A 23,114-nucleotide genomic window follows, 5' to 3' on the forward strand; every position below is an offset into this window, starting at 1 on the left:
CAGACAGCCACCGCCGCACCCAACCCCACACACCGAGGACCCGACCCACCAGGAGGACCCCACCCACAAAACTGAGAAACCCCAGCTCATAGCCACAACAGCCACTCAGAACCACTAGGCGACGACAGTCGCGGGCCGGCTATGGGGTGGGCGGGCTGAGCCGGGAGCGGCGCCGGGCGCTGGAGGAGATCGATCCCGCGTGGTGTCCGGCGTGGCCGGTGGCGTGGCAGCGGTGCTTTCACCTCGCCCGCATGCACCGGCAGGGCGGAGGTTCACTGCCGGAGCGGGAGGGTGTGTTGTTGGTGCAGGGCGAGGACATCGGGCGCTGGGTGCAGGTGCAGCGGCAGGAGTGGAGTGCGCTGAGTGGCGTGCAGCAGTGGCTGCTCCGCGAGGTGTTGCGCATCGAACCCCGTGCGGAGAAGCTGGCTGCGTCTGCGGTCGTCCCTCGGCGCAGCCGGGCCCAGAAGTGGGAAGCGAATCTGGCGGCGGCCCGCCAGTACCGCACCCGAGAAGGGCATCTGAACGTACCCCGATCGCACATCGAAACCGTTGACGGGGCCGAGCTGATGCTTGGTGTGTTCGTCGCCAACTCCCGTGCGCGTAAAGGCATGCTCGCGGTGGAACGCGTCGAGGAGTTGTCGGCTCTCGGTATGCGCTGGGACTGAATGAGCGGATCCGCGTGCCTTCAAGGGATCAGACGGCGCCTGGGGTAGCGAGCCGGTCGACCGACTCGTCAAAGGACCTTCATCAGCTGCCAGGGCGCCGGCCAGGAGACCGGCGCCCCTTCCGGAAGGGGAAGCTTCAGGAAAAGTGGTTGGTCTGGGTATTGCGGTCGCCGACCTGAATACCCTTCGAATCTCTCGCGTCGACGTAGCGGTCGCTGCGGATACCCGGCGGCTCAAGGAGCTCGAGTAGCCGATCCGCGTCAGCGAGCACGGCTTCGTCCTGATCCGCACCGGAGCCGACGAGCGCGGCACTGAGCCGGACCCGCCACAGTTCCGTATCCGCGCTGGTGTCGGGAGCGGGACCGTCCAAGTCTGGCGCGGCGCGTTCCTCCCGTGCGGCAATCCGGTCCCGCAGGCCGTCGCGAAGCCCTCTGTACGCGTCGCCGATGGCACCGCTGGTGGTCTCCGTGATCCCCGCGCTCGCACCGGCCGCGAGTGCGGCCAGGATCAGCTCCACACCTGTCACAAACCCCTCCTACTGCCACATCTTTTGCCGCTTCAGGAAGGTATCCACTTTCCCATAGAACTGAGTGGGTTTCGCCCCCTATTTCGACCCTGTATACCGTGTATGGGGAGCCTGCAGCGTTCCCTAACTCGCATCCAGGGAGGCCGTGTTGCGCAAAATAGGCCTTGTGATTGCTGTGATTCTTGCTATCCGCATCGCCACGTGGGCGGGGCCAGCCTTCGGATCCGGAGTACATCAGACACGAAATTTCATGAGCTCTGTTGCGGTCCACACGGTCAATGGTCTGATCATGTGTGGCGTGTTCCTCGGCATCCTGCTTGGGCTGCTGATCGCAGGGGGCATCGTGCTCTGGATCGCGGTCGTCATCTCCGACACATGGAGCCAACGGCATGCGCCGCATGCGGGGTCCGTCCCGGCTCAGGCCATGGCCGCCACGAACAGGCCCGCTCCAGTCTCGGTGAGGACGCAAGCCGCGCAGAACGGCGGCAGGAAGGTTGCAGAACCCCTACCGCTGAGCCCGCCTCCGCTGCAGTACATCTCCCAGCGGCACGATCCAGTGAGCGACGAGACGATTGTGACTGTCCTTGCCCAGTCGCCGCAACACGCTTCGTCTGGACCTCCTACGATCGAACCACTGCTGGCCTGGGCCCCCACACCACCCAGGCCCAGCACCACCGACACAGACTCCGACCAGCCCGACGTCGAACCACTGCTGACCTGGATCCCCACACCACCCAGGCCCAGCACCACCGACACAGACTCCGACCAGCCCGACGTCGAACCACTGCTGACCTGGATCCCCACACCACCCAGGCCCAGCACCACCGACATCCCAGAGATGGCATCGTCTGCTCCGGCTGAGCCGGCTCTCGAAATAGCTCTGCCGCAGAAGACCGTCCTGATCATTGGTTGCCGCGGGGTGCAGGTGGGAGATGACAACCAGCAGTACAACCGCTACGTCTACCATCTGCGCATCAAAGAACCGGACTTCGCGGCTGTACTCAGCCGCAACGGGGTACGGGAGGCACTGGCCGAGTTGGCACTGGATCCTGCAAATAAAACGCTCCGCGACCGGGCAATGAAGGAACTGTGCGCGACCCAATTCTCTCTGCTGCACAAAGACACGCTGGATCTGGGAAAACTCGAGCGTCAGGCGGCTCGGCCAGCTGGCTCGAGGACTTCCCCGGACAGCGAGGCCCTGCGGCTAGTGCACGGGGAGGACGCAACGATTTTGATCCGACACTGCCAGGGTGTGCAGATCGGGGACCACAATGTGCAGACCAACGAATTCGCCTACACCTGCAAGCGGCCCCAGGTGAACGAACGGGCGCTGCTTCGAGAGCATCCTGCGCTGGCCGAAGCTCTCATCGACGCGGTCGTCGGCCTTGAGGCCCCCAACCGGGACAAGCTGCGCAGCCTAGTCGACAGCGCACTGCAGACAACTGCGTTCAAGCGCCCGAGTGCCGGGCGTATCGAGTATGCGAACGGCGTGAAGACGGTCACGGCCGCCGACGGGGTCACCCATGGCCGCCGCAACAGGGTGGAGGCCACCCATGAGGTCTCTCCCGCGCTGAACGGCAGAAGGCTGACCAACGAGGTCAAGGACCAGGCGCGTCGCGTTAGTGCCGCCCGGCGACGACAGGCCGCGGAGCGTGAGCAAATGGCTGCACCGTATGTCGACGCCCCATACCGGTCTAGCGCGTCAACCTATTCACCTCAGGCAGAGACGCCGCAAGCTGACATGCCAGACCCCTCCGACCGCGGCATCGGGGGGATCAGCTTTCCCTGAAGCACCCAGGCAGGGCGTGCGGGTCCGATGCCTGCTGCCCGCAGGAGCGGCAGAGTCAGTGCACCGAACCAGCCAATCCTTGAGTCGGGGAGTCAGGCTGTGGAACCCAGACGGCCGGAACGAGATCCACCGCATTGAGGTTCCCCCGTCCACAACAGCTTGCCCTCGCACAGGACAGCGGCTCGGCACTGCTGGCCGCCGGGACCGCCAGCGGCCTGAGCCTGTGGGGCTCCCGGACGGGACGGCTGGTCCGCTCCCTGATCACAGCAGCACCCGTTACCAGCATCGTGCACGCCACCTCGGCCGGTCACCGGCTGCACATCGGCGGCCCCGCCGGCGAGGCTGTCGCGTCCAGGGACAGCTCGCCGGTGTCATCGCCATGATCGAGGCCGGCCGCGACTGCAAGGACGTCGTCACTCAGCTCGCCGCCGTTTCCCGCGCCCTGGACCGCGCCGGCTTCAAAATCGTCGCCAGTGGCATGCGCCAGTGAGGACACACCCCCGATGAGCGAAGCCGAACTCGAAAAACTCTTCCTCGCCCTCGCCTGACACACCTCGACCGCACCACGACCATCAGTTCGTCCGCCGTGCAGAGCCGACCGCCGGCGGCGCTGTGGCGTGATGCGCCCGGCGCCCGGGTGAACCGTTCGCCGTGCCGCCCGATACCGGCGGCGGGATACCCATGCGGCAGCTGAGCTGCCCTGCCCGGCAGCCGCTCCCGGCGTTACCCGTCATACCGGGGCGGCTGCCCTCCTCGTCCTGCGGGCTGCGCCGGCCGGGCACCGTCGGCCGGACGGGCAGGTGCGGTTCTTGGCCTGGAGTTCGTGCAGAGGCGGGGCGGGAAGTACAGGGCTGCGAAACGGGCCGGGGGTGTGGCCGCTCAGAGTGCAGGAACCGGTGAGAGCACGGACACCTGCGCGCCCGCTCGGCCAGCCGGCGAGGAGCCCATGGCCCGCGTTGTCGGGCGGGTCCGGCCGTCGGCGAAGACGAACAGGCGCAGCACCAGGAAACGGCCGATACCGGCGAGCCCGGCGGCGCCGAGGTAGACGGCTTGCTCGTAGAGAGTTGCGGCCGACGGTTGCACCAGGTGCAGGACGAACACCGCGGCGGAGGTCACCGCGTAGGCGGCCGTGGCCGACCCCGCCGACTGCCAGTGCTGGCGCCATCCGGCACGCCCTGTCCCGAAGGTGAAGCGTGCGTGGAGCTCCGTGCCGAGCGCAGTGGAGGCGACGGTGATCAGCGCGTTCGCCACAGCCCAAGGCATCAGTCCTGCGAGCACCGCCACGGCGGCGCTGGACGCGACCCCGACACCGCCGCCGAACAGAACGAACCGGGCAAAAGAGGCGAGTGGACCGGAGGCACCCAGGCCATGTCGCGCCGCAGCCGCATCGACCTTCGCCTGCCCCGCCTCCCGCGATTCACCCGCCGTTGCCGGCGTCGGCTTCGATGCGACCAGCGACTTCGCAGGAAGTCCCTTTCGGATGGGGAGGGTGAACCTCCTGGACCGGCGGGGCTCGCACAACTCTGCCGCCCGACCGCTTCCGCTTCTTTGCCTTACGACCATACGACTACAGTTGCCGACCCCTCGGCAAGGGTTTGGCCGATTTTGAATTATGACCGTACTCACACGGGGGACGGGCGGGTAGAACACGGCTCGTCGACCACCGCCTCCATCAGTTGGTGGCGGAAGCAGACGCGGTCGTCCGCTCGTGTGGTGAGCAGGCCCGAGTGCATCGCCTCGTCCCACGCGATTGCGTCGAGGCCGAGCACAAGTGCGGCCTGGCGCATGGTGCTGCGATCGCTGCGGTCATCGGCGGCGGCGAGAAGGAGCGCGGTGCGGGCGGACGCGGACAGCTTCTCGATCCGGGCCCGGAAAGCCGGGCGCAGGCGTGGCCCGACGGCGATCCGAACGTCGGAAGTCTCCGTGACCGATCCGATGACCGATCCGATGACCGATCCGCTTGCGGCTCACTGTCCGTAGCGTCGGGCTGGTCAGCGCACTCGCGCGTACGCGGAAGACGACATGGCGACCGCGATCATCGAAACCGGAAGCGAGGACAGGACGTTGGCGGATCTGGTGGTGCGGGGGTCAAAAGCACCGCTCTTCAGCATTACGTATCTCCGCGACCGGTCCAGGGCCTCGTCCCATCGCCATCCAGCCGGCGAAGCGTCTCGGTGCGAGCGTGGCCACGACCGCGAGCGCGACGAAGACCGCCCTGGTGAAGAGCCTCGGCGCGGATGTCGTCATCGACTGCCGGAAGCAGGCGTTCGGGTCGGGGCGGTACGACTACGACGTCGTCATCGGCACGGTCGGGGACGAAACCCTCGGCACGTCATGGCGGGTGCCGAAGCCGGGCGGGACCGTCATCGGTATCACCGGGCCACCCGACCGCACCTTCGCCCGGGAGATCGGCGCCGATCCCGCCGTCGGGCCGGCCATGGCCGCCCCGAGCCACCGGATGTGCCGACGTGCCCGCCGACACCAGGTGACGTACGGTGCATGAAGGCCAGCGGCGACCAGCTCCGCGAACGAGCCGCCCTCGTCGACGCCGAGGTCATCCGGCCGGTCGTGGACTTCCCGTTTTCGACTTCGGCCAGACCCATGAAGCCATGGCCCGCCCCGAGCAAGGACGCACCAAGCCGGCAACGTCGTCATCCGCGTGACATGACCGCGCCCGACCTGCCGCCCCCGTCACCGGGCCAGCACGCCCCGCCCCCTGCGCACAGAATGCGTCTCCATCTGGTGGGCACGCCCGCGGGCGAACGGCCGGCACTGGTGCGGATCGCACCGTCCGGGCACCGCACGGTGCTGGTCACCGGGCAGAAGGGCGACGGAATCACCGGCAACACTCGCGGCCACGACGGCACCGTCTACTACAACGTGTGGTCCTCCGACGCCTCCCGGAACGGGGTGTGGAAGCTGCCGCCCGGCGGCACTCCTCACCGCATCGCGGCATTGCCCGCGGGCGGAGTCCCCAACGGTCTGGCCATCGATCCGGCCGGACGCACCTTGTACGTCGCCGACAGCCAGAAGGGCGCTGTCTGGGCCGTACCGGTCGCAGGCGGCCCCGCGACCGCGTGGCTGGTCGACCCCGCCCTCGCGATCGAGGAGTCCGCGCCCGTGCCGTACGGCGCGAACGGACTCCGCTTCCACAACGGCGCCGTATGGGTCTCCAACCTCAGCAAGGGCACCCTGCTGCGGGTCCCCGTCACCGCCACCGGAACTCCGGGCCGGATCCACACGGTCGCCGACGGCCTCACTGGCATCGATGACTTCAACTTCCTCAGCGACCACTCCAACGTCGTGTTCGCCGCGCTGAACACACAGAACAAGATCGCGGTCGTCTACCCGAACGGGTCCACCAGGACCGTGCTGACCGCCTCGGACGGCCTCGCCTCGCCCACCGCCACCGCAGTGCGCGGGAAGCGGCTGTACATCACCGACGGCGGACTCAACGAGCCCCACGACGCGCAAGTGCAGAGCGGGAAGATCGACCTCGGCGCGCTGCTCTCACACTGAGCGTCCAGCAGTTCCCAGTGGTGCAAAGGGCGTGGCCTGCGGGGATGCCAGCTGGGGGTCCCTGCAGGTACCCCTCACAACCGAGACTCCCACGTCATCACCATTGCCGGTTGCATGGTCAGTGCCCCACTTCCTCGGGGGATGGGACACCACGGCAAGGGCCCAGTGATCACGCTGGACAGCGCCGCCGAGACGTCCACCCCGAGCCTCGACGCCCGCCACAGCGCGCCCGCCCAGACCAACACCGTGACGACTCCGTGAGGAGAACAACAGCGTGACCACAGCTATGCGCGACGTGCCCCGTACCGGGAACCGGGACGAGCGCCAGGGCGCCGCCATCGTCGTCGGTGCATCTCTCGCGGGTCTGATGAGCGCATTGGCCCTGTCGCACGCCGGAGTCGACGTGACGATGCTGGAGCGATCGGGGGCCGCCCCTCGGGCCCGGAAGGCCCGCCCGGTTCCGGAGCCGATCTCCACGGCGGGTGTGGCGCCCGCCAGCTGGGCCAGTAATCGGATCTGCGCGGCTGGCGGCACGAAGTCGCTGTAGAGGGCGTCGTACTCGTCGGCGGTGCGGTCGCCGTAGGTGTCGCTGCGGTACGTCATGGCATTCCCTTCGTCGGACGGTGGGGAGATGGCGGTCTTCGAGGCCCGTTAGACAGCGCCCCGGCGGCTACTGGGGAAACGCCGCCACGCGCCGGTCACGGTGCACTCTCCTGCGGTGTCTCGCTTCGTGCTTGACGACGGCGGCGCCGCTGAACGGCGTGTGCGCTGCCCTCGCCGTCTTCGACCCGAGCCCGGTAGTCCGCCCAGTCGCGGGCGGTCCAGTCGTCCAGCCCGGCCGGGAAGTCGTCGGTGCCGGCGCGGGTCACTGGTTCGCCTCCATGGCCGGGACTCCGTACATGGACGCGCAGGGGGTGCAGGCGTACAGGGCGTCACCGCGCAGTATCGGCACCGGAAACCTGGGGTCCGGAGTTCCGCTGCACCAGCAGCACGAGCGGCCTGAGATCTGCTGTGTGCTCAGCCGTTCGCGGTGAATCGCCGGGGCGTCCACGTAGGCCCCGGCAACTGGCTTGGGCGGCGTGCTGCGCGTCGTCATGTTGGGGTGCCTCGCGCTCGCGGTCGGGAAGCTTGTGGCGGCCATCTCCCACGGGGGAACGAGAGACGGCCGCCGGCGCCTGTGGCGTTCACCGGGGCGCATGTCCAGTCCAACGCCGGAGCGAGGTCAACGGTTAGGAAAAGTGCGCCCGTTGCTACTCGCGGTGACCGGAAATTTCTGAGGGGCGGGAATCTCCCAACCCCTCCACGCTGCATGATCACGCGGCTACGGTGAGTGTGTGGAAGGAAATTTCCGGTTGCAGGCCCACATGACCGAACACGCCTTCAACCAGGGGGCGTTGGCCGACAGGGTGAACGAGGAGCTGAAGGCGGCCGGTCACAAGGGGACGGTCGGTGACCGCACGGTCCGCAACTGGGTAACCGGAAAATCTCGCTGGCCGCACCAGCGCCAGCGAGACGCCCTGACGGCAGTATTCGGATGCACACCCGTCTGCCTTGGCTTCTATCCCCCCGGCACGCCCGCACCGCCCTACGAGGACCCCTCAGCCATGCTCCGCCGCCGCTTTTGCACCGCCGCCACGTCCGCGCTCGCAGTCACCGCCCTGCCGGCCGCCAGCACCCGTTCCACCACGGTGGGCACCTCCGATGTGATCCGCCTGCGGGACGGCCTGGACCGGCTCACCCTGCTCGATCAGAAACGCGGCGGACACGCCGCTCTCGAACGCGCCGCGCTTGCCGGCGCAGCCGAGGCTGTCGGCCTCCAGGACCACTCCGCCTCGCAGACGATCCGGCAACGGTTATTCGGTGTCGCCGCCGACTACACCACGGCCGCCGCCTGGTCGTGCATCGACGCCCGCCAGCTCGATCGCGCCCGCAGCCACGTGAACGAGGCGCTGAGGCTGGCCGGGCTGTCGCAGGACCCTGTGGCACAGATGCGGGTGTGGAACTCCACCTCGATCCTTGCGCACCAGCTCGGTCACCACGCCGAAGGTGTCGCAGCGGCACAGGCGGCTCAGTCCTGCGCGATCACGCGCCGCGATCCGCTGTTCGGATCCCTCGCGCACGCCCGGGCCGCAATCGGGCACGCCTACCAGGGCGACCGGCAGGCCACCATCCGCTCGATCGGATACGCCGAAGAGGCCCTCGTGCGAGCCGAGGCCCGCCCCCGGCCGTCCTGGATCGCCTTCTACGGGCCCGCAGAGCTCCACGCTCTGACCGGGATCGTCCGCAGCCGTCTCGGTCAGCCCGTGGAGGCGGAAGCGGCCTCGCACCGCGCCCTGTCCGCGCTGCCGGCCTCCTTCCGGCGCAACCGCGCCATGACCACCGTGGACCTCGCCATCGCCCAGCTCCGCCAGGGCGACGCCGAACAAGCCTGCGCCACGACCGAGGACGCCTTCACCCTGATGTCCGGAAGCCCGTTGCCCGGCCGACTGCGCGTCCTGCTGGGCGACTTCTACCGTGATCTCCTCACGCTCGCGCCCTCCACCACCGTGGCGCGCGAGTGGGCCGACCGTTACCGATCCGAATGGAGCCCCGCGTGACCACGGCACCCGCCATCGACCTGCGCCGCTACGGACACGACGACCTGCCCGACATCCGGCCCACCCTGCTCGATGTCCACGCAGACGCCTACTTCGAGCGGCGGCACGAAGAGTTCGTACAGCGCTTCCCCTGGTTCGTGGACCACTGGGGCGGGCGTGAAGGATTCGCGTGCGTGGTCGCCTACGCGGGCGGTGAACCCATCGGGTTCACCTACGGGGCGCCGGGCGAGCCGGGCCGCGAATGGTGGCGTGAGTACCTGGCCGAAGAGCCGGCGGACCCGTCGACGTTCTCCGTCTCGGAGCTGATGCTCAGGCAGAAATGGCGCAAGCAGGGTCTTGGGGAGCGGCTGCACGCCGCGCTGCTCGCCGACCGGCCCGAAGCCCTGGCCGTGCTCACGGTGGACACCAAGCGGCCCCGGCTCCAGGCGATGTACGAGGGCTGGGGATACAAGAAGGTCGGCGAGCGCCAGCCATTCCCAGACTCCCCGCTGTATGCCGTGATGCTGCTCGACCGCACGCACACGGCCTGACCGGGACCACCAGCTTACGGCCCGCTCCCACCCGGAGCGGGCCGTCGTCGTGTACGAGGCGATCCCCGCAAAGCACGACCGGGAGCGTGCCGTACGGGAACTACGCGACGTCCTGGTCGGCTGAGAACGACGGCTTCCACAGCGGGCGGGCCAGGCCCCTCCCGCCGCAGTGAGAGCAGTTCCCCTCTCCGGGGCCGCTGCCCGCGCCGATGGTGCCGATGGCGTCCCGCAGGAGCCGGGTGAGGCCTTCGACGTGGGCGTTGTGCAGCGGCAGTTCCTGCCGCACGCCGATCATGAGCTCCAGCGCGACGTCGGGCACGAGCGCGTACTCGCCGAGCCCGCCGTCCCCGGCGAGGCGGCGCGACACCGATTCGATCACGTCGTGAAGACGGCTTACCGGCTCATCCTCGAACAGTTCCACCCGCGCCGAGCGGAGGGGCGCTGCCTTGAGGCGGGGTGCAGGCACCGGGCCCGGTTCTCGCCTGGCGTGTTCCGCTGCTTCGAGGTGTGGAAGGACGCTATCGATCTGACCGCGTTCGTACGCGCGCTACTCGCGGTTGAGCTGGGTGACACCGGGCTCAGGAACTGCTGAAACTCGACCTCTGCTGAGTGGGAATCCCGCGCTGGAGTACGGAAATCCTCAACGGACCTCCCCTGTTGATCGTGCTCGGCGACTCGTCGACGCCCGGCCACGAGTGGCTCGGCGGGCTCCCCGGGGCGCGGTCCGCGTGCGACTCCTCTACGACGGCACCGACGCGTGCATCGTGATGCAGGACATCGAGGGCAACGAGTTCTGTCTCGACTGAGTCGTTCTCGCCTACCCGGCAGCCCCTTCCGCGAGGGGAACCTCCCAGGGGCGGGGGCCGGTGCCGTCCGTCCATGCGCGCAGGGCCTCCCCGCCCATGCAGACGATCCCGCACTGTTCGGCGTACTCCAGAGCCGGCGCGGTGAAGTCGCTGGTGGTGACCAGTACGGCCACATCGGCCTCGTGGACGGTGAAGCAGGTCCCGCCGAAGCGCTGCAGATCCTGCGAACCGACCCGGTGCGATGCGCCGTACTGCTTGCACTGGACGACGATCCGGCTCCCGTCGGGTGCCGCGGCGACCACGTCGGCGCCGAGGTCTCCTGCCCCGCCGACGACCTCGACGGCGGTGCAGCCGTCACGTTCGCAGAGGGCGGCGACCGCCTCCTCGAACTCCTCGGGTGTCAGGGCGTCGTAGTCGGCATCGACGGTCTCGACGGTGTGGTCGGCGGCCGGACGCGGACGGGGAACCGTCGGCGCCTCGGTCCCGGTTTCGGCCCGGGCTTCGACCTCGGCCTCCAGGCAGTCGGCCGCTTCCCTCGCCGCCCGGTCGAGTGCCGCCGCCGCTCGGCGTGCCGCGCTCGCCACGTGCCACCGGCGCCGCAGGCGCAGGGAACCCGCGAGACCCGCGACAGCCACCACGATTAGGACGAACACCCAGGCGGGGCGCCGCTCCAGAGCGCCGGCCACGGTGTGGACCGCGAAGCCCACCATGCTGACGACCATGGCGAGAAGGACGAAGAATAGGGCGGTGGAGCGGAGGTCGAACCCTCGTCGGCGGTTCGCAGGCGCTGTACGTCGCGCGGGTGTGGTCACGGCATGCCCCCTCGTAGGACCGATGGGAAGATCAACTCACCGTGTGCCCAAGATCGAGAAGTTCACCGTTCCGCCGCCGCACCGGGCGACGGCGGGTGCTCCTCCGGCCTCGTCTCCGAGTCAACTCAGCGCCCATATACGGACGGTGTCGCCGGTGTCGGAGGTAACCGGACGCCGGCCCGCAGGACTGAGCAACCACACTGAGCCGCCGACTGGACTTTTACAAGAACAACGACTTCGGTGACCAGTTCGGCAAGCAGCAAGCCCAGCGCATCCTGCAGGACCTGAGCAGCGCAGGACTGTTGGAGCGGGACGTCATCCTGGGAGCGCTCTGGCAGCCAAGGGCGCCTCCGATCGTGCGGTGCGGAACCGAGCTTGGCTGCATCGTGGCATCGAGCGCCTGCCTGGCTCTGCGGGCCTCCGAGAAGCCCATCAGCTACTGCGAAACGCCCGCCCGGGGACGGCACACACGAGACCGTGGTGGAGGGACCCATCATCCCGGCCTACTGCGAACCGCTCTTCTGCAAGGGGAGACAACCTCGTCACTGATCTGCCGCGTCGCACCAGTTCAGGTGGGCTTCGGAGTGCTGAGGAAGCCGTTCGCTCAGCGCGACCTTTCTGGCCTGGGCCGGATCGGCGCGGTGAAGGCGCCGCGCTTGACCCGAGCGTGACGGGACGGGCCGGGCCGGTCTCCGGGCCCGGGGGCGCGATGCCCCCGACCGGGACGGTGGTCACCGTCCGGGCCGGGGGCGGGCGGTCAGTCGCCCAGGCTGGGCAGGAAGGAGACCATCCTGCTGCCGCTCCGGGCGATCAGTACGTCCCCGTGGAGCAGGGCCTGGGGCATGGCTCCGTGCTTGCCGGCGTCGACGTGACCGCGCCAGATCTGCTCACCCGTGTTCGCGTCGAGGCCGGACAGATCGCCGTCCGGGCCGAAGAAGTACACGACGTTCCGGTGCGGTGACACCACCGGTTTCGCCAGCTCGGGCCAGTTCGCCTCGCTGTCGGGCACCTTGATGCCGACCGGGGCGGTCCACAGGGTCTTTCCTGTCGTGAGCGAGTAGGAGGACGCCTGGCCCGCACGGGACACGGAGATCAGACGGTCGCCGACGAGGGCCTTGGCGGCCGGGGTTCCCCGGACCGGGTAGGACAGCGGGGTCTGCCTGCCCGAGCTGTCGATGACGGTCAGCCTCTCGGTCCTCGCTTTCTGCTCCTCCTTCTCGAAGACCACGCTCGTCCGCTCCGGCGTCCTGGTCAGGACGATCCGGTCCCCCCAGGTCCCGACGATCTGCTGCCTGCCGGGGAGCGCCGTGATCTTGGTGGTCCGTCCGGTGGTGGGGTCGAGACGGAGGACGTCGGTCAAGCCGGGCTTTTTGGTCTCCGGCGCGCACAGCAGGTAGGGGACACCGCTCAGCACCACCCGGTCGCACCAGATGCCCTTGCCCCAGGTGTGGCGCCACTTCACCTTGCCGGTGCCCGGATCGACGGCCGACAGCGTCCGGTCCTTCGGAGCGTTGGCCAGCACCGCGCCGTCGATGAGCAGGACGGCCTGGTCGTCACGGTTGTCGCTCGCCAGCGTCACCGTCCACAGCACTTTGCCGCTGTCGGTGTCCACCGCCATCAGGTCGGTGCCGGGGGCGTAGTTCCCGTTCGGCCCCTTCTCGGCGGTGTGGTTGCGGTAGCCGTAGAACACGCCGTCGCGCACGGCGACCGGATGGTCGGACCCGAAGCCGCCGTCGCCGTTGACCTTGACCGTCCACAGCCGTTCGCCGGTGTTCGCGTCGAACTTCGCGGCGTCGTACTTGGACCCGGCGCAGTACAGCGCCGAGCCGTCCACCAGGCAGCCCCGTTCGACGGCGCCCCGCGCGTCGGTACGCCACGGCTGCCAGCCCTCCGGCGACTGCGCCGGCCGCGCCGGCCGGTCCTGGTCGCCCACCCCGCCGCCCCCGAAACCGAACACCACCCCCACGGTGATCGCGGCCACGGCCGCCGCCGTCCCCGCCACCTGCGAGAAGCGGCGCCGGGCGTGCCGCCGCACCACCTTCTCGACCAGGTCCCCGGGTGCCCGTACGCGATCCAGGTCAACGGCGTGCAGCGTCTCCCGGACCTTCTGCTCCACCTGTTCCGTCGTCATCCCTGAACCCCCTTCGGCGTAAGGCTGAGCTGCTGTGCCTGTCCGTCCGCAGGCCCGGCGGGCCCCAGTTCCGGGACGAGGGCCCGCAGTTTGGCGAGCGATCTGTGTGCCGTGCTGCGCACGGTGCCGACCGGGCATCTCAGCAGCGCGGCGACCTCGGCCTCCGGTAGGTCCTCGAAGTAGCGCAGGACGACCACGGCCCGCTGGCGCTTGGTCAGTCGCGCGAGAGCCGCCCACAGCGCGATCCGCAGCTCGGACTCGGCCCCGGCGTCGGCGTCGGTGCCCGATTCCGGCAGTACGGGCACTGTCGTCTCCGCACGGTGTCCGCGCAGCCGCCAGCGGTTGACCTGCTGGCGGTACATGACCTGGCGCACATACGCCTCGGGCTGCTCGATGCTCGACCAGCGTCCGTAGACCTTCATCAGCGCGATCTGCAGCAGATCCTCGGCTCCATGCCGGTCCCCGCCCGTGAGCAGCACCGCGAGCCGCAGCAGCGCGGTGGAGCGCATCGCTACGAACTCCCGGAACTCGTCGTGACTCGACGCCTTCATCAACCCTCCCCCTTCTCGGCACCCCTCACGACGTGCTGAGCCACGCACTGCTATCCCTCGTCGAGGAAGATTGTGCGTCCACCGCGGGGGAGAGAGGTACGCGGCCGCGACGTACGGGGCGCCGCCGTCGTCAGCATCCGCTCCCAGCGCTGTCGCACCGGCCCGATCAGGCCGCCGCCGACACCGACGACGAGGATGCCGGCGGCCGTGGCGACCGTTGCGTAGAGGACGGGCCGGGCCACTGTTTCCTGTTGCATGAAGGCGTTTCAGGCCACCATGGCGTGACTTCCTGCTCGCCGCTGAGCGGGGCGTTCCGCAATCGGCAGCTATACGACAAGCGGTGGGTCCCGTGAAAACGGGACCCACCGAGCGTGTCCAGCTAGTCAGCGCCGGAAGGCGTCCTTGATCTTCTCCTTCGCCTGACGCATGTCACCCTTCGACTTCTTGGTCTGACCCTCGGCCGCAAGACCTTCGTCGCCAGTCCCCCGGCCCACGGCTCCCTTGGCCTTGCCCTTGGCCTGCTCCACCTTGGCCTTTGCCTTCTGCTCTCGAGCCACCGCTAATCACTCCCAGTCGCATTCGACGTTGGGGCTACTACGTCGAGTAACCTCCTGCGGTTGGTGCAAACAGCGAGGCGTCTGAGCATCTCGCCCCAGTCGGGTACAAGCGCCCAAGCTGCTGGACCACCGAATAGCGCACGCCCGAAATACTGCGCTTCCACCAGTTGGACGGCGGAGTGGAGGCGGCGGAGTACCGGGTGTGGGTCCGCGCACCCGACCACGTACGGCCGTCGACGGCGTCGACTACGACCAGGTCCTCACCGAGAAACTGGAACGGTCACCACGGGCGGTGGTCCGGGAGATCCTCGGGGAGCACCGGCCTTCGGGCTGGGTGCTGGGTGCTGGCGAAGGTGCGCGACGGGCGGGGCCCGGCCCGCTCCGTCCTGCACGCACCGGACTGCGAGGAAGCACCGGCGGGTGCGCCGCTACTCGATGTGGACCGCGCCCTGGACGCGGCAGAGCATCCGGGCACCCGGCTGTGCACGCTGTGCGGAGCTGGCCAGGAGCTGACGCCTCTGCTCCGTGGCTTCGACCACATCACGGACTCCGCCGCCGACGAATCCTGACCCCTGGCCGCCGCACCGTCGGCTGCCCTGGCGCGTCGGCCCTGCCCGGCGCGCAACACCGGGTGAGGGCGCCCCGGTCCCCGGCAGCGTCCGCGCCGCCCATTCCTGCCCTCCCTCTCTTCTGCTCCAGCCAGGGCAATGGGCAAAAGCGGTCGCAACGGGGATGTCAGAGACCAGACCACGCCCGTACGGTGCGGGTGACCTGCACGAATGCGGCAGCGTTGGTGAGGCTCGCCCAAGAGAAGGCGCAAGAGATGCCGCAGGAGAAGGAGCAAGAGTTAGCGCAGGAGATGTCGCCGTGCGGCGAGCCGGAGCACGGTTCGAACAGCAGTACCTTTACTCCGTGGCAGCCTCGTACGACTTCCCCCAGGACCTGACCGACGCGCAGGACGAACTCCGTCAGGTCCGCGCTGAACTGCAGACCCTCTACCAGCGGGTGCCGTGGTCGGTCGAACCGCTGGACGCCTGGGAGACCCACGAGAACGCCTGGCGGCAAGCGTCCCGCCCCGCCTCCCCCGGCTGGGACCCCCAGGACGCGGCGGAGATCGCCCGGCTACGGAAGCGGGAGCTCGGACTTGCCGGATCGATCGTCACGCACACGTACTGGAGCGAGTTGGCACCGGCCGATGTCCTCGCGGCCCGTACCGCGCTCAAACACCACCACGAGCAGCAGATGGCCGACGCCTCCAGCTAGCCGCCGACCGTCTCCCCGGCCGCCGCACCGTCGACGACCCTGGCGCGGCGGCCCCGCCCGGCGCGCAACACCGGCGAGCGCGTTCTGATCCCCGGCAGCGTCCACGCCGCCCATCCCGCCCTCCCGCTCCTCAACTCCAGCCAGGCATGGGCGAAGGGGGTCGCAACGGGGATGTCAGCAGCCCGACGACGCCGTACGACTGTCGTGAGCTGGGCGGACTCCTGGACGCTGTGAGAGGGCGATACGCAAGTTGATGTCCGGTTCGTGATTGCGGGTTGAGCGAGGTTGGCGGGTCGGGTGTCCGCGTCCGGGGTCGGCGGCCGGGCTGGGTGAACGTGTCCGCCGATCCGGAGTGAGTCTGGGCAATGTGAGCCTGTCGATGGCACCATCCCCGTTGTGGATGACCGTACGCATGACGTGGATTGGTCCGGCCTCTTCCATGCCTCGGGGCCCCGCCGACGACACGCCGCGGCATCTGGCTGCTCTCCTCGGCGACGATGCTGAGGCTTTCGTCGACGGGTACTCGCACCTGTGGTCGGCGACGCTTCGTCGCGAGGGCAAGGCCTGGCCTGCGACGGCGCCCACCGCGCTGCTTGTCGCCGAGCTCCTGGACAATCCGCTGCTGGGGCCGGATGATCCCTCGTTGCCCGATGCCATGCTCGCCTATCTGTACGAGGTCGGCGTCGCCGCCGACCTCGGAGACCGGGCTGCAGAGATCCGTGCTCGGGTCAAGGACCGCGCACCGGAGCTGCGGGCCTGGACTGCCGAGTACGTGTCGACCGATGCGGACGGCAGGGCCCGGATGTGGCGGGACGGCACGGGTCTGGGTGAACTTGTTCTCGATCAGGCGGCGCTTGCCTGCTTCGACCTGGTTCCCGCGCTCCTGCGGCGAACACTGCCGTACCTCGCCTCGGAACGCGCCAGGCGCAGGACATGCGCCGCAGCAGCTGTCGGGTCACTGGCGCGGCATCCCGTAGCCTCCGCGCAACGTTCGGAGCTGCTGAACCAGTTGACGTCGATGGCCCGGGCTGCCGATTCCTCGTACGACCTGGCGACGATTGTGATTGCCATTGGCCACCTCGGCGGCGACACGCGCCCCTGGCTGGCTGACCCGCATGCAGGCGTTCGGGCCTGCGCGGCCCTGGCGCCTGACCTTGCCGGCGACGACGCAGCGGACAAGGTGCTGATGGAACTGGCGCGGTCGCCGCAAGCCTTCGGCAAGTCCTTTGGCGACATGGCTCCACCCCTGCAGCTCCAGTCCAAGTCGTACCAGGACCTGCTCACAGGGCGACGCGCGAGCTGATGCCCGGTGCCCGGGACGGGGGTTACGGTCGCGGCAGGGTGAACAGCCCCTGCTCGTTCTCGGTCAGGATTCCCCGCTCGGTGAGCCGCTTGAGTTTCAGGCGGGTGTTGTTGATGTTGTTGGGCGCGATCTCCATGTCCATCGCCTCGCACACCTGCCGTGCCCGCAGCGGGGCGTCGGCCGCGGCGAACACCGCCATGATCTGCTGGTAGGCCGGATGTTCCGGCAGCTTGGGGGCCGGCGGCGAGGGCGGTGCCGGATCGGGCAGCTCCAGGAGCGTCTTGCGGGTGATCCGGATCTCCTCGGCAGCACGACCGAGTTCGTCCAACTGCGCGGTCAGCTGCGCGATCTGCTCCCTCGCCTCCTCGACCTGCGTGGCGATCTCCCGCTCCCGCTCCTCCAGGCGCACCAGCACAGCCCCCAAGGTCAGCTCGCCGCCGGTCATGCGCCGCGCCAGGAGGTGGAGCTGCCGGTCAGCCGGCGGGCCATCACATCGCTTATCGCCCAATACACCCGTGATTCGGCGGTGGCGGGGCGGTGCTCGTAGTCGCGGACCAGCCTGCGGTGCAGCATCAAGATCCCGTTCGTCTGCTCCACGACCCACCGCTTGGGCTGGGGCGTGAACCCGGTGTCCGCCGGGTTGCGCTCGACCACTTCGACCGCGATGCCCACCTGCTCGCCGTGGGCCACGACGGTGTTCTTGAACCCCTGGTCCACCAGGGCTTTTTGGACCGTGTCGGTCTCGGCGGCGACCTTGTCCAGCAGGGCGGCGCCAGCGGCGTTGTCGTGCGCGGAGGCGGCCAACACCACCACCGCGATTACCAAGCCCAACACGTCAACAGCCAGGCCGCGCTTGCGGCCTGGCACTTTTTTTGCCGCGTCCCGTCCGGTCGTCTTCGCGGGCACCCCGGCGGCCGCGTGCAGGCTCTGGGTGTCGAGCGCCACCAGGCTGGGGTCAGCCGGCCGGCCCTTCTTCTCGCGGACCTGCCAGCGCAGCAGGTCGTGGATGACCTGGTCGGTGCCGTCGTCGCGCCACTTGTAGAAGTAGTACTTCACCGCGCCGCTCGGCGGCAGGTCGTGCGGCAGGTAGTCCCACTGGCAGCCGGTGCGGGACTGGTACAGCAGCGCGTTGACGATCTCCCGCATCTCGTAGCGGCCCTCGTGGCCGCTGACGGAGGGGTGCCGGGCCTTCCACGCCGTGATCACCGGTTCGATCAGCGCCCACCGTTCGTCGGATAAGTCGCTCTTGTAGGGCTTGCGGCCGCTCACGCAGCCACTTCAGCACGGCCCCGGTCCAGCGACCGGCCACGGTCCCGCGACACCACACGTTCAGGCGATGGCAAAACGGATATCAGCTCGCATACCGCCCTCTTACAACACGCAAGTTACCCTCCTCATTCGTGGTGGGTGGTGCGTTGCACTGCAACAGTAAATAGAACGCATGTTTCTCACGAGAGTGACAATTAGCCAACCTGTGTCGACCCAATCGCGCCTCCGGCGTTCGCCACGCCCCGAGGTCTCACGGTCGTACCGCAGCGGCCACACGCCGTCCGGGCCGCCTGCTGGCCGTGCAGGAGTACGCCAGCAGGCGGCCGGGGTCCGAAGGCGCAGGCTGATGGTGTGGAGTGGCCCGTGGACGTCGCCCTCGCGCGGCCCGTGACGCAGCTGCCGACAGGCCCGTCGTGGGCGTACGAAATCAAGGTCGACGGCCACCGGACCGTGCTGTGGCGCACCGAGGACGGCGTCCGGCTGCAGTCGCGGACCGGCCGCGACGTCACCGCGCTGTGGATGGACCTGGCCGTGGCCGCCATGCGCCTGCCGCCCGGCGTGATCCTGGACGGCGAGGCCGTGGTGTACCTCGCCGGCGACGACGGCACCGCGCGGATCAGCTTCGCCGCGGCGCAGTCCCGCGCGCTGTCCCGCCCCCGCCGCGCGCGGGAGCTCGCCGACCAGCACCCGGCGACGTACGTGGCGTTCGACATCCTGGCCCACCCCGCGGCGGGCTTCCCCGACCTTCGGCCGCGTCCCTACACGGAGCGCCGCCAGGTCCTCCTGGACGTGCTCGCCGACGTCGGCCAGCCGATCGTGCCGGTGTGGTCGACCACGGACCTCGAGGAGGCCCTGCTCTGGTTCGAGACGCTCGAAGGCACCGGTGTCGAGGGGATCGTGGCCAAGCCACTCCGATCGGCCTACAAAGCCGGCCGTGTGTGGTGTGTTAACTGCACCAGTCGCTCCGATCCGGGGCGGCTGATCGCCGTCTGAAGGAAACTCCTGTTGTTAGACCTGCGTCACGAGTTGATCGAAGGCCGGGCAGATGTGCCCCGTGTCGGTTCGGTCATCGAGCTGGAGACGATTCCCTGGTACACGGTTGTCGACGGTGAGGGCACTGCCGTTGCTCCCGTCGTTCCGTACCTCCGCGGCTTGATCCTGGACGACAACCGTCCGGCAACCGCCAAGAGCTATGCCCATGACCTCCTTCGCTGGCACCGGCTGCTGTGGTTCCTGGGCATCGACTGGGACCGGGCGACCGAGGCCGAAGCCTCCGCCCTCGTAGGCTGGCTCCGCGTCGCCCCGAACCCCCAGCGTCACCGCCGAAGCGCCAATGCGCCGCAGCCGGGCTCGGTCAACCCGCGCACCGGCAAGCCCTACCTCAAGGCCGGCTACGCCCCTTCCACGATCAACCACTGCCTGACCGTGATCAGCGGCTTCTACGCCTACCACCGGCATCACAACCGCGGTCCGCTTCTCAACCCGGTACCGGAGTCCCGGGCACAGCGCCGGGCCCTGGCCCACCGGGCTCTGGACGAAGAGATCCCTCAGTTCCGGCGAGCCCGGCTCCGACAGCGGGTCCGCAGATCCGACCCCCGCTCGATTCCTGACGGGATGTGGGACGAGTTCTTCGCGGCTCTGACCTGCGACCGAGACCGGGCGGCTGTTCTGCTCTACGTCTCCAGTGGATCGCGGGCGAGCGAGCTCCTCGGCGTCACGCCCGGGGACATCAACTGGGCCAAGCAATTGATCCGGGTCGTCACCAAGGGCACGGATGACCGCGAACCCGTCCCGGTCAGCCCGCAGGCCCTAACGGTCCTGGCGGCCTACCTCGACCACATAGGGCTTCCGCAGGCCGGCGAGCCGGTCTTTCGCACCCGCCGGGCCCCGGACCGGCCGCTGACCTACTGGGCGATGCGCCGGGTGATCCAGCGGGTCAACGACAGGCTCGGCACGAACTGGACGCTGCACGATCTGCGGCACACCGCCGCGACCCGGATGGCGAACGATCCGAACCTGACACTCTCCCAAGTCCGGGCGATTCTGCGGCACACCGATCTGGCGACCACAGGCCGCTACCTGAACGCCCGGGTCGAGGACCTCTTCGACGCCCTGCAGCAGCACTACAGCCGGCCGCGCGCCGAGCGGATCATCGCACCCGGCTACGACCCCGACGACTTCAAGGCGGTCTTCGGTGGTTAACCGCACCACGGTCGAGACCTACACGGCCCGCAACCGGCGGCCGCGGCCCCGCGACAGCAGCCGCGAGGCGGGGCGGCCCGGGTTCCAAGGGGCCACCCTTGAGGCGGCACCTGCTCCGCGGCCCAAGCATCCGCCGGCCCCATTCGGGGATCTGACCACGACATCAGTCGAGGATCTCTGCGACCTGGCCGCACAGATCCTGCGAGGGAAGACGAACTCGGTCGCAGAGAAACGCAGCCGCGGGATCCGGAGGCTCTTCGGCCACCTCGCGACGCTGCCCGGCGAGACTTGGCAGGAGCGTTGGGAGGGCAGCGGCTTCAACGACGAGAACGCTCTCTCGGTGACCATCCTGGCCAGGCCGGAGGTCCGCTATGACAGATCCAACCTGATCTCCGCACTGAAGATGGCGTTCGGCATGAGGGTCATCCAGCCGTCGCTGTCCGGGTTCAGAGCGAACAAGTTCCCGGACTACCCGGAGCCGTTCCGCAAGCTCCAGCGCGACCCTCAACTCGATGAGATCTTCCGCGCGATCGACTCCCACCCGGAGTGGAATCCCACGAACCGGCTGCGGGCGAAGTTCGACATCGCCTGCGCACTGACCACCCAGGGCATCACCCTGGCCGACCTCACACCGGCCGCGCTCCTGCACTACGCGATGGAGGTCAAGAGACTGGGGGTCATTCATGGCGGCAGCAGCAGCAACTCCGGACCCGGCGGATACGCCGCCTGGGAGGTGCTGTACAGCACCGGTCACTTCCCGCAGAGCACCCCGCCAACCCTGCGCATGATCGTCTACAACGGGCAAAAGACCGTCGAGGAACTCGTCGACAGCTACCCCGTCAAAAACGCCGGTGTCCGCCAGCTCCTGATCGACTACCTCACCCGGCGCAGGGCGGACACCGACTACATCACCCTCCAGGCCCTGGCCCGCAATCTCGCCAACCTGTTCTGGGTGAGCATCGAGAAGATCAATCCCGGCCAGAAGAACCTCGTGCTCAGTCCAGAGGTCTACGACCAGTGGCGCGCGGACCTTCGGTACTGGACGAACAATAAGACGAAGGTCCGCAAGCACTTCGAGACGATCCTGCTGGCCGTCCGTGCCTTCTACGTCGACCTCCACAGCTGGGCCATCGCAGAGCCCGAGAAGTGGGCCCACTGGGTCGCTCCCTGCCCGGTCCTGCCGCGCGACCTCAAGGGCTTCGGCAAGCGCCAGCGCGAGAACAACCGGAACATGGCCGACCGCACGCGAATCCGTCAGCCCCTGCTGCCCACACTCGTCCAGCATGTCGAGTCACGGCACGAGCACCTCGCCGCCCTCCTCGAAGCCGGCCGCAAGGTTCCGCTGGGCGAAGCGTTCACCCTGGGCGGGCGCCGCTACAACCGCACCGACTCCCTCGCGGACCGGCGCCGGGCCCGGCTCCTGGACGACCCGGCCGTCAGGGTCGTCGAGCACGCCACGGGCAAGACGACCGACGTGACCGTGGCCGAGGACATCGCCTTCTGGGAGTGGGCGATCGTCGAGCTCCTGCGGCACAGCGGCATCCGGGTGGAAGAGCTGACCGAGCTGACCCACCTCAGCGTCCGCCAATACCAGCGGCCGAACGGCGAGGTCATCGCCCTGCTGGTGGTCGCACCCTCCAAGAACGACCGCGAACGCGTGATCCCGATGTCCGCCGAGCTCTTCCACGTCATCGCGCGGATCGTCCGCCGCCAGACCCCAGGCGGGAAGCCGATTCCGCTGGTCAGCCGGTACGACCCACACGAGAAGACGTGGTCCGAGCCCATGCCGTTCCTGCTTCAGCGCAAGATCGGCACCATCCGGGGCGTCATGGCCGCCGGCACGGCCCTCAAGATGCTCCGCCGCACCTGCGAGAGGATCGCCGAGACGAACGAGGCATTCGCCGGGATGACGTTCACCCCGCACGACTTCCGCCGACTCTTCGCCACGGAGATCGTCAACGGCGGACTGCCCATCCACATCGGCGCCGCCCTGCTCGGACACCTGAACCTCCAGACGACCCAGGGCTACGTCGCCGTCTTCGCCGAAGACGTCGTCACCTCCTACCAGGAGTTCCTCAACCACCGCCGGACACAGAGGCCCGACGGCGAATACACCGACGTCACCCCCAAGGAGTGGGAGGAGTTCGAGGAGCACTTCGACAAGCGCAAGGTCGAACTCGGCAACTGCGCCCGGCCCTACGGATCTTCCTGCCAGCATGAGCATGCCTGCATCCGCTGCCCGATGCTCCAGGTCAATCCGAAGATGCTGCCCAGGCTCGCGGAGATCGAGAAGGACCTGGTCCTCCGCCGCAAGCGGGCCGAGGAAGAACAGTGGCTCGGTGAGATCGAAGGCATCGACATGACCTTGACATTCGTCCGCACCAAGCAAGCAGACGCCGCGCGACTCGCCCACCGCACCCCCGTTGCCCTCGGCATCCCGGCCCTCCCTCCACGGCCCGACTGAGCCCCTGACACTCGGAGATCCGGAGGAATCCCCGGCGGCCACCCGGAGCCGGTTTCTGCCCTGGCGGGCAGGAACCGGCTCCGGCGAGGGTGCCCGGCATGGCCCCCGGCCAGGACCACAACCTCGCTCC

26 protein-coding genes and 2 pseudogenes are annotated in these 23,114 nt (G+C 68.8%); 16 read left to right on the forward strand and 12 right to left on the reverse strand.

The annotated features are described in order from the left end of the window. The first annotated feature begins 251 nt into the window (after nucleotides 1-251). Nucleotides 252-665 carry a helicase associated domain-containing protein gene (locus tag RM704_RS05715; protein ID WP_311589857.1) on the forward strand — a complete coding sequence of 138 codons (414 nt, stop codon included), beginning with the start codon at nucleotides 252-254 and terminating at the stop codon, nucleotides 663-665. Between the two features lie 136 nt (nucleotides 666-801). Here RM704_RS05715 and RM704_RS05720 read toward each other — a convergent pair whose 3' ends face one another. After that, entirely contained in the window at nucleotides 802-1,182 is a 381-nt protein-coding gene (locus RM704_RS05720) for a hypothetical protein (RefSeq protein WP_311589860.1), read from the reverse strand. A gap of 259 nt (nucleotides 1,183-1,441) precedes the next feature. On the opposite strand from RM704_RS05720, the gene RM704_RS05725 reads away from it, so the two are divergent. Then, complete coding sequence (locus tag RM704_RS05725; protein WP_311589863.1) at nucleotides 1,442-2,980, forward strand: RIP homotypic interaction motif-containing protein; 1,539 nt, start codon at nucleotides 1,442-1,444, stop codon at nucleotides 2,978-2,980. 346 nt (nucleotides 2,981-3,326) lie between these two features. Continuing rightward, nucleotides 3,327-3,528, forward strand: a pseudogene (locus RM704_RS05730) (metal-sensitive transcriptional regulator); the annotation flags it as partial. Nucleotides 3,529-3,859: 331 nt separating this feature from the next. Here RM704_RS05730 and RM704_RS05735 read toward each other — a convergent pair. Together RM704_RS05735 and RM704_RS05740 are read right to left on the reverse strand one after the other, a co-directional pair. After that, nucleotides 3,860-4,243 (reverse strand): GtrA domain-containing protein, encoded by a 384-nt coding sequence (locus RM704_RS05735; protein WP_438828890.1) that lies wholly within the window; start codon nucleotides 4,241-4,243, stop codon nucleotides 3,860-3,862. Between the two features lie 359 nt (nucleotides 4,244-4,602). Beyond that, complete coding sequence (locus RM704_RS05740; protein WP_157856834.1) at nucleotides 4,603-4,767, reverse strand: hypothetical protein; 165 nt, start codon at nucleotides 4,765-4,767, stop codon at nucleotides 4,603-4,605. Between the two features lie 173 nt (nucleotides 4,768-4,940). Here RM704_RS05740 and RM704_RS45445 point away from each other — a divergent pair, with 173 nt between their 5' ends. The 3 genes from RM704_RS45445 to RM704_RS05755 all read left to right on the forward strand — a co-directional run bounded on the left by RM704_RS45445 (nucleotide 4,941) and on the right by RM704_RS05755 (nucleotide 7,046). Continuing rightward, the gene (locus tag RM704_RS45445; protein WP_399346592.1) at nucleotides 4,941-5,483 is read left to right on the forward strand and encodes a zinc-binding dehydrogenase; all 543 of its coding nucleotides are present in this window, start codon (nucleotides 4,941-4,943) and stop codon (nucleotides 5,481-5,483) included. Nucleotides 5,484-5,644: 161 nt separating this feature from the next. Next, nucleotides 5,645-6,499, forward strand: coding sequence for an SMP-30/gluconolactonase/LRE family protein (locus tag RM704_RS05750; protein ID WP_311589866.1), 855 nt, complete (start codon nucleotides 5,645-5,647; stop codon nucleotides 6,497-6,499). Between the two features lie 274 nt (nucleotides 6,500-6,773). Next, on the forward strand, nucleotides 6,774-7,046 hold the full coding sequence (locus RM704_RS05755; RefSeq protein WP_078937536.1) for an FAD-dependent monooxygenase: 273 nt from the start codon (nucleotides 6,774-6,776) through the stop codon (nucleotides 7,044-7,046). Nucleotides 7,047-7,197: 151 nt separating this feature from the next. On the opposite strand, the gene RM704_RS05760 is transcribed toward RM704_RS05755, so the two are convergent. Next, on the reverse strand, nucleotides 7,198-7,368 hold the full coding sequence (locus RM704_RS05760; RefSeq protein ID WP_157856833.1) for a hypothetical protein: 171 nt from the start codon (nucleotides 7,366-7,368) through the stop codon (nucleotides 7,198-7,200). Between the two features lie 465 nt (nucleotides 7,369-7,833). Here RM704_RS05760 and RM704_RS05765 point away from each other — a divergent pair, with 465 nt between their 5' ends. Then, entirely contained in the window at nucleotides 7,834-9,096 is a 1,263-nt protein-coding gene (locus tag RM704_RS05765; protein WP_311589870.1) for an NsdA family TPR-like regulatory protein, read from the forward strand. Then, nucleotides 9,081-9,626 carry a GNAT family N-acetyltransferase gene (locus RM704_RS05770; protein WP_033532231.1) on the forward strand — a complete coding sequence of 182 codons (546 nt, stop codon included), beginning with the start codon at nucleotides 9,081-9,083 and terminating at the stop codon, nucleotides 9,624-9,626. Before RM704_RS05765 ends, RM704_RS05770 begins: the two co-directional genes overlap by 16 nt. Nucleotides 9,627-9,726: 100 nt before the next feature. Here the strand turns inward: RM704_RS05770 and RM704_RS05775 are convergent, their stop codons facing one another. Next, a complete protein-coding gene (locus RM704_RS05775) occupies nucleotides 9,727-10,005 on the reverse strand; it encodes a hypothetical protein (RefSeq protein WP_052146563.1) in 279 nt (92 codons plus the stop codon). A gap of 108 nt (nucleotides 10,006-10,113) precedes the next feature. Between RM704_RS05775 and RM704_RS05780 the strand changes: the two genes are divergently transcribed. Together RM704_RS05780 and RM704_RS05785 are read left to right on the forward strand one after the other, a co-directional pair. Next, entirely contained in the window at nucleotides 10,114-10,218 is a 105-nt protein-coding gene (locus RM704_RS05780) for a DUF6420 family protein (protein WP_311590235.1), read from the forward strand. 106 nt (nucleotides 10,219-10,324) lie between these two features. Beyond that, nucleotides 10,325-10,432 (forward strand): annotated as a pseudogene (locus RM704_RS05785) (VOC family protein); the annotation flags it as partial. A gap of 11 nt (nucleotides 10,433-10,443) precedes the next feature. On the opposite strand, the gene RM704_RS05790 reads toward RM704_RS05785, so the two are convergent. From RM704_RS05790 to RM704_RS05810, 5 genes are all read right to left on the reverse strand, one after another. Then, nucleotides 10,444-11,244, reverse strand: a complete 801-nt coding sequence (locus tag RM704_RS05790; protein WP_033532230.1) for a restriction endonuclease — start codon at nucleotides 11,242-11,244, stop codon at nucleotides 10,444-10,446. 757 nt (nucleotides 11,245-12,001) lie between these two features. After that, the gene (locus RM704_RS05795; protein WP_033532229.1) at nucleotides 12,002-13,375 is read right to left on the reverse strand and encodes an outer membrane protein assembly factor BamB family protein; all 1,374 of its coding nucleotides are present in this window, start codon (nucleotides 13,373-13,375) and stop codon (nucleotides 12,002-12,004) included. Then, nucleotides 13,372-13,926, reverse strand: coding sequence for a SigE family RNA polymerase sigma factor (locus RM704_RS05800; protein WP_033532228.1), 555 nt, complete (start codon nucleotides 13,924-13,926; stop codon nucleotides 13,372-13,374). Before RM704_RS05800 ends, RM704_RS05795 begins: the two co-directional genes overlap by 4 nt. A 50-nt stretch (nucleotides 13,927-13,976) precedes the next feature. Further along, nucleotides 13,977-14,183, reverse strand: a complete 207-nt coding sequence (locus RM704_RS05805) for a hypothetical protein (protein ID WP_078937535.1) — start codon at nucleotides 14,181-14,183, stop codon at nucleotides 13,977-13,979. 126 nt (nucleotides 14,184-14,309) lie between these two features. Beyond that, complete coding sequence (locus RM704_RS05810) at nucleotides 14,310-14,483, reverse strand: CsbD family protein (RefSeq protein WP_078937534.1); 174 nt, start codon at nucleotides 14,481-14,483, stop codon at nucleotides 14,310-14,312. A 341-nt stretch (nucleotides 14,484-14,824) separates the two neighbouring features. Between RM704_RS05810 and RM704_RS45450 the strand changes: the two genes are divergently transcribed. From RM704_RS45450 to RM704_RS05825, 3 genes are all read left to right on the forward strand, one after another. Then, nucleotides 14,825-15,052, forward strand: coding sequence for a DUF6233 domain-containing protein (locus tag RM704_RS45450; RefSeq protein ID WP_438828891.1), 228 nt, complete (start codon nucleotides 14,825-14,827; stop codon nucleotides 15,050-15,052). 343 nt (nucleotides 15,053-15,395) lie between these two features. Further along, entirely contained in the window at nucleotides 15,396-15,746 is a 351-nt protein-coding gene (locus RM704_RS05820) for a DUF8825 domain-containing protein (RefSeq protein WP_033532324.1), read from the forward strand. 400 nt (nucleotides 15,747-16,146) lie between these two features. Further along, entirely contained in the window at nucleotides 16,147-17,049 is a 903-nt protein-coding gene (locus RM704_RS05825) for a hypothetical protein (protein ID WP_157856831.1), read from the forward strand. A 22-nt stretch (nucleotides 17,050-17,071) separates the two neighbouring features. Here the strand turns inward: RM704_RS05825 and RM704_RS05830 are convergent, their stop codons facing one another. Further along, nucleotides 17,072-17,494: a hypothetical protein gene (locus RM704_RS05830; protein ID WP_033532225.1), complete on the reverse strand. Its 423-nt coding sequence runs from the start codon at nucleotides 17,492-17,494 to the stop codon at nucleotides 17,072-17,074. After that, the gene (locus RM704_RS05835) at nucleotides 17,491-18,318 is read right to left on the reverse strand and encodes an IS5 family transposase (RefSeq protein ID WP_033532224.1); all 828 of its coding nucleotides are present in this window, start codon (nucleotides 18,316-18,318) and stop codon (nucleotides 17,491-17,493) included. Before RM704_RS05835 ends, RM704_RS05830 begins: the two co-directional genes overlap by 4 nt. 363 nt (nucleotides 18,319-18,681) lie before the next feature. Between RM704_RS05835 and RM704_RS05840 the strand changes: the two genes are divergently transcribed. From RM704_RS05840 to RM704_RS05850, 3 genes are read left to right on the forward strand one after another with little or no spacing between them, the layout of a single operon-like run. After that, nucleotides 18,682-19,311, forward strand: coding sequence for an ATP-dependent DNA ligase (locus RM704_RS05840; RefSeq protein ID WP_052146561.1), 630 nt, complete (start codon nucleotides 18,682-18,684; stop codon nucleotides 19,309-19,311). A gap of 12 nt (nucleotides 19,312-19,323) precedes the next feature. Further along, nucleotides 19,324-20,520, forward strand: a complete 1,197-nt coding sequence (locus RM704_RS05845) for a tyrosine-type recombinase/integrase (RefSeq protein WP_052146560.1) — start codon at nucleotides 19,324-19,326, stop codon at nucleotides 20,518-20,520. After that, nucleotides 20,513-22,984: a tyrosine-type recombinase/integrase gene (locus RM704_RS05850; protein ID WP_311589885.1), complete on the forward strand. Its 2,472-nt coding sequence runs from the start codon at nucleotides 20,513-20,515 to the stop codon at nucleotides 22,982-22,984. The genes RM704_RS05845 and RM704_RS05850 overlap by 8 nt, the downstream gene beginning before the upstream one ends. Nucleotides 22,985-23,114 lie beyond the last annotated feature (130 nt).

Source organism: Streptomyces gottesmaniae (assembly GCF_031845845.1).
GTDB lineage: Bacteria > Actinomycetota > Actinomycetes > Streptomycetales > Streptomycetaceae > Streptomyces > Streptomyces akebiae.